The 5,088-nt window shown below is 52.1% G+C and carries 6 protein-coding genes; 2 read left to right on the top strand and 4 right to left on the bottom strand.

Annotation, left to right across the window (positions count from 1 at the left end):
* Positions 1 to 15: 15 nt before the first annotated feature.
* From OEL57_RS13910 to cysS, 4 genes are all read right to left on the bottom strand, one after another.
* On the bottom strand, positions 16 to 309 hold the full coding sequence (locus tag OEL57_RS13910) for a BrnT family toxin (protein ID WP_300741238.1): 294 nt from the start codon (positions 307 to 309) through the stop codon (positions 16 to 18).
* A 167-nt stretch (positions 310 to 476) separates the two neighbouring features.
* On the bottom strand, positions 477 to 857 hold the full coding sequence (locus OEL57_RS13915; RefSeq protein ID WP_300741239.1) for a response regulator: 381 nt from the start codon (positions 855 to 857) through the stop codon (positions 477 to 479).
* Positions 854 to 2,494, bottom strand: coding sequence for a sensor histidine kinase (locus tag OEL57_RS13920; RefSeq protein ID WP_300741240.1), 1,641 nt, complete (start codon positions 2,492 to 2,494; stop codon positions 854 to 856). Before OEL57_RS13920 ends, OEL57_RS13915 begins: the two co-directional genes overlap by 4 nt.
* 82 nt (positions 2,495 to 2,576) lie before the next feature.
* A complete protein-coding gene (gene cysS / locus OEL57_RS13925; RefSeq protein WP_300741242.1) occupies positions 2,577 to 4,040 on the bottom strand; it encodes a cysteine--tRNA ligase in 1,464 nt (487 codons plus the stop codon).
* Between the two features lie 120 nt (positions 4,041 to 4,160).
* Between cysS and OEL57_RS13930 the strand changes: the two genes are divergently transcribed.
* Together OEL57_RS13930 and OEL57_RS13935 are read left to right on the top strand one after the other, a co-directional pair.
* Positions 4,161 to 4,865 carry a PilZ domain-containing protein gene (locus tag OEL57_RS13930; protein ID WP_300741244.1) on the top strand — a complete coding sequence of 235 codons (705 nt, stop codon included), beginning with the start codon at positions 4,161 to 4,163 and terminating at the stop codon, positions 4,863 to 4,865.
* A gap of 14 nt (positions 4,866 to 4,879) precedes the next feature.
* The coding region (locus OEL57_RS13935) for a PAS domain S-box protein (protein ID WP_300741245.1) at positions 4,880 to 5,088 on the top strand (209 nt) is incomplete at its 3' end.

The following is a 5,088-nucleotide window of genomic DNA, read 5'->3' on the forward strand; positions in this document are numbered from 1 at the left end:
AATCATATTCTTTTTTCATCGAGGCCTCCTCGCGAAATACGTCTCTCGCTCACGCTTTGTTGCTTTTCGCGCTGAAATTATTCTAACCATCTGCTCATTTCCAGAGATTCTAATGGTATGTACAACCAGCAGAACAGACGAGTCCGGTATCATGCCAATGACAACCCAGCGATCTTCATCATCTGAATGATCTTCATCAAACAGGTTAAGCTGCCAGGGATCGGCAAAAACATGGCCAGCGTCTACAAATGTTATTTTGTGTTTTTCAATGTTTTGGCGTTCCTTCTGTGTATCCCACTCAAATTTCATAGGTCATTTTCTCTAGTCGAGCGTCGTTGGACCGCTTGGCTCACCTGAACGTAGCCATTTGGGTTGGGTATCCCGGGGACATGTATACGCAAACCATTTCAATTCCCAGCTACCTTAAACACCTTTGAGAAAAACAGCGCGCGTGTATCACGTTTCAAATATCAGTCTTACAGCCCCGCAGCACGGCGCTGGCTCTTCTTGGTCAATACCCGCTTGATCTCTTCCTTCAGTTCTGTCAGATCACCAGATTTGACGACATAGCTGTCTGCCAGCCAGGCAGAAAAATCATCCTTGTAGCAGGAAAAGGCCGAGCAGAGAATGACCGGCATATCATGGCGTTCCTTGACGATCTTCTGCAGCAATTCAATGCCGCTTTCGTTCTTCAGCTTAATATCCAGCACGGCCAGATCAAAGCTCTGCTGTCCCAGCTTTTCAACTGCCTCGGCAATATTTCCCGCAGTCTCAACGGCATAGCCTTCATCGGTCAGTTCTTCGCTGTACAGCAGCCGGATATTGGCTTCGTCGTCAACTACCAGCAATCTGCTCATGGGGTTGCCTCCTTGCGAGTGGGAAGTTTAATGGTGTAGGTGACCCCTCCCTCTGGCGGTGCCACCACCATCAGGGGGATATTCTGCTTATCCAGCATACTGCGGCTTAGGGCCATGTTCAGGCCTGACCCCATTTCACAGGTTTCCGTAAAGGGGGTTAACAATGCCTCAAGTTCATCTTCTGACAGGGTCCGGTTGCGATCCACAATCTGTACATTGACGTGATCCCCCTCCACCCTGGTGCTGATGTCGATAACACCATTTTGCAGGCCATCAATGGTGCTGAGCAGGATATTGCGAATGCAGTAGGTGGTCTGCTTAAAATCAATATAGACCTCTGGCAACTGCTCGCCGGCATGGAAACGGCAGGTGTAATCCTGGGCAACGGCACGCTCCTGAACATCACGCAGGGAAGATTCCACCAGTTGGTTGGGATCCCAGAAGTCACAGGTGGGGAAGAGGGCATCGGAATAGGTCAGGATCTCTCCCAGAACTTCTTCCAATTGGCGGGCCTCAGTTACAATGGATTCAATAAAGGTACGTTTGGGGTCACTATCCGGGGTATTTTTAAGGATACTACGGGCAAATCCGCCAATCACCATCAGGGGATTGCGAATGGAGTGGGCAATGCTTGAGGTGATCCGCCCCACCAGGGCCATTTTCTCCATCCTGACCAGCTGTTCCTGCTGCTCCTGCAGCCGCAGGTTGGCCTGCCGCAGCTTATCCACCTCTTCCTGAACCCGCTCATACAGTGAAGCCCGTTCAATGGCAAAGGCCACCGGAAAGGTAAACGTCTCAATTGAGCGCATATCCTGCTCGGTAATGGTGCGATGGGTGATGAAGTTATCGGCAATAATTGCCCCTACACGGCGGTTACGGGCGATTAAAGGCAGCACCAGGAAAGTATCCACCCCCAGCAGACGGGCAAAATCGATATCCAGATCCTGACGATGGAAGGCATCGGTGACCAGAATCGGTTTTCGCTCTTCCAGTGCCCGTGCAATGACATGTTGCTCGTCGTCCAAAGGAACAATGAGCCGCTCAAGGATATCGTGAAATTTGTTCCGTTCGGCGGTTAGCTTATCTTTCAGAAACAGCTGGGACAGCCCCTGCAGGTCCTGATCTCCTGATTCAATTTCCTGCCAGGTTTGACCAGCCTCTTCTGCAGAGCGGGGGCCAATGGCAAGGTGGCCTTTCAGGATATGGCGCTCCTTGTCAGCCAGAAGCAGGAAAGCCCGGTTCATACCAAATCCCTTGCCTGCAGTGATGGCGGTCAAGGCAACGGACAACACCTCATCAAGATCAACCGAACTCTGCAGCACAGAGCCCAGTTCATGTAGAAAACGAACTTCAAGGGTTTTGGTATCAAGAAAGTTGGCCAGAGACTGGATCTGGGTTTTCTGGCGACGGTAATCGGCATGCAGGATTGAAAAAACAGGGGCCAGCGGGTGACCGCTGTCACGGAACCGGACCATATCCCGCTTGAATTTCTCGCATTCACAGCACTTTTCAAGAATACGACGACTACGGGACGACAGGAGATCTTCATCTCCTTCGCCAATATTGGGGCAGTCCCCCATGACAATGCTGTCGCGGTCCCAACAGCATTCCCATTCTGTTATCGCGGCAATCTCCATTTAAGCTGGCTCCGGCACCAAGCATACCACGGGAACCTTCAGGGTCAAGTGACAGGGACTCAGTGTTTACACCCCCGTAGCATTATTTTACTTTCCAGGTTGTCCCCTGTGGCGTATCCAGCAGTTGGATATCCCGTGACAGCAGGTAGTCCCTGATTTCATCACTGCGCTTAAAATCCTTGTTCTTCCGGGCAGTAGCCCGCTCAACAATCAACCCTTCGATCTCTTCAGGGCTGATCTCCAGGTGCTGTACCTTTTCTGCCTCACGGGCTGCCAGCCAATCAGCCGGTTTGATTAAAAACAGCCCCAACACGGTACCAATCTTGGCAACAGCATCTCTGAGCAGTCCAAGATCAGCACGGGAAGCGCTGCTGACACCTCCGCCTTCGGCCAGCAGACGGTTCAGGGTGCGGATAACATCAAAGAGCGTTCCCAGGGCCTGGGCGGTATTGAAGTCGTCATCCATCGCCTCTCTAAAGCGGGGCAACAGACCGGCAACCTTTTCGGTAAATTCTGCAGCAGAAGGCAGCTCTGCCGCTGCAACTGCAGGTTTCTCCAATGCCAGGTCCAGTGCGGCCAATGCCTCGTAAATCCGGGAGAGACCGGCCTGGGCCTCCCTCAGGTTCTGGTCGGAATAATCCAGCGGAGAACGGTAGTGGGCCTGCAGGATAAAGAAACGCAAGGTCTCTGGATCAAACAGCTCCAGCACCTCACGGATGGTGAAGAAGTTGCCCAGCGACTTGCTCATCTTCTCGCTGTTGATGTTGACGAAGCCGTTGTGCAGCCAGTAGTTGACAAAACGGCAGCCGTTGGCCCCTTCTGATTGGGCGATCTCGTTTTCATGGTGGGGGAAGACCAGGTCCTTGCCGCCGCCATGGATATCAAAGGACGGCCCCAGAAAACGCATGCTCATGGCAGAACACTCAATGTGCCAGCCAGGACGTCCTGTTCCCCAGGGGGATTGCCAGAACGGCTCCCCCGGCTTGGAGCCTTTCCAGAGGGCAAAATCCATCGGGTTACGCTTGCGCTCATCCACATCAACCCTGGCTCCGGCCAGCATATCATCAAGGTTGCGACCGGAAAGTTTCAGGTAGGTGGGAAAGGTTTCCACCGCAAAATAGACATCACCATCAACGGTATAAGCGTGTCCGTTATCAATCAGGCGCTGAATAATGCTGATAATATCGTCGACATGGTCAGTTGCCTTGGGTTCAATGGTGGGGCGCAGCATGCCCAGACGATCCATATCCTCATCAAAGGTGGCGATATAGCGATCAGCAATGGTGCGGTAATCAGTACCTTCCTGGTTGGCACGGTTGATGATTTTGTCATCTATATCTGTATAGTTACGAACATAGGTCACATCATACCCGCTAAAGCGCAGGTAACGATAGATCATGTCAAAGACGATACCGGCCCGGGCATGGCCAACATGGCAAAAGTCATAGACCGTGACACCGCAGACGTACATGCCAACCTTGCCTGCAACACGGGGGACAAACGGTTCTTTCTCGCCACTGAGGGTGTTATAGAGACGTAACGCCATAAAAACTCCATAGATCCAGATTTTTGGCTACTTTGTCATGATTTTTGGTCGAAGGCAAGTGGTCAGCTCTTGCAGGCCAATGCTGCGGAATGTTACAGTGCCAATCAAGAGGTGGGTGGCATGGAAAAAATGCAGTATGAAGATCAGCTACGACTGCTTGAACGGGGAGAACCGGGAGAAATTCTTGATCTCCTGCTAAGGCTCTCCCAGAAACGTCCCCACGACCTGATATTCTTTAATTATTACAAGGAAGTACCCATTTCGTCCACTGCCGAGGTACTCTATCTCTTTGGAGACACCCTGATCTGCCGCTCCAATCCAACCCAGACCCGCGCCTTGAAGGCCAGCCGCTACACGATCGTACGCTCTCCCAAGCTTGCGCACGATGTGTATGCCAGCGCCGCCTATGATGCGGCAACCGACGAAATTACCCTGTCTGAGTTTTCCTATGTTGAATTATTACCTGATCGCCGCAACACCCTGCGGGTAAAAATCGGCGGGCTGTTTCAGGTGCCGGTTGAGGCAGGTACCACCACCTTTACTGCCAAGCTGAAGGATCTTTCTCTGGGAGGCTGCGCCCTGGAAGTTCCCGACAAGGCCTTGCTGGGAAGCTTCACCTACTTCCATCTTAATCTTTCATTTACCTTGCAGGGGCAGGCAACACCCCAAAAACTGCGAGTGATGGCCAGGCTACTCCGTTTTGAAAGCGATACAAATCCCTGTCGCTGTATCCTGCTGTTTGAACATGACCGCCGCAGCGAAGATCTGATCGGCAGATATATTGCCCAGCGTCAGGCTGAGATCATTCGGGAGCTGAAGGACTAACCGGAAACAAAACCATGGCCTTATTACCCTGCTCATCCCTTTTACCGTTAATCCCTGATGCTGCCATTATCGTTGATCAGCAGGCACTGATCAGGCACGCCAACCAACGCGCTGAACAGTTATTCGGGTATGGGCCGGATAAACTGGCAGGGCTCCCTTTGAGCGAACTGATTCCACGGGACAAACGGGAGTACCATGCAGGCATGGTAGCCAGATTTATGGC

Source organism: Trichlorobacter sp. (genome assembly GCF_030247655.1).
In the GTDB taxonomy this organism is placed as follows: Bacteria; Desulfobacterota; Desulfuromonadia; order Geobacterales; family Pseudopelobacteraceae; genus Trichlorobacter.

Coding starts and splice junctions, on each gene's coding strand:
- OEL57_RS13910 (WP_300741238.1), bottom strand. CDS start 309: ATGAAATTTGAGTGGGATACACAGAAGGAACGCCAAAACATTGAAAAA.
- OEL57_RS13915 (WP_300741239.1), bottom strand. CDS start 857: ATGAGCAGATTGCTGGTAGTTGACGACGAAGCCAATATCCGGCTGCTG.
- OEL57_RS13920 (WP_300741240.1), bottom strand. CDS start 2,494: ATGGAGATTGCCGCGATAACAGAATGGGAATGCTGTTGGGACCGCGAC.
- cysS (WP_300741242.1), bottom strand. CDS start 4,040: ATGGCGTTACGTCTCTATAACACCCTCAGTGGCGAGAAAGAACCGTTT.
- OEL57_RS13930 (WP_300741244.1), top strand. CDS start 4,161: ATGGAAAAAATGCAGTATGAAGATCAGCTACGACTGCTTGAACGGGGA.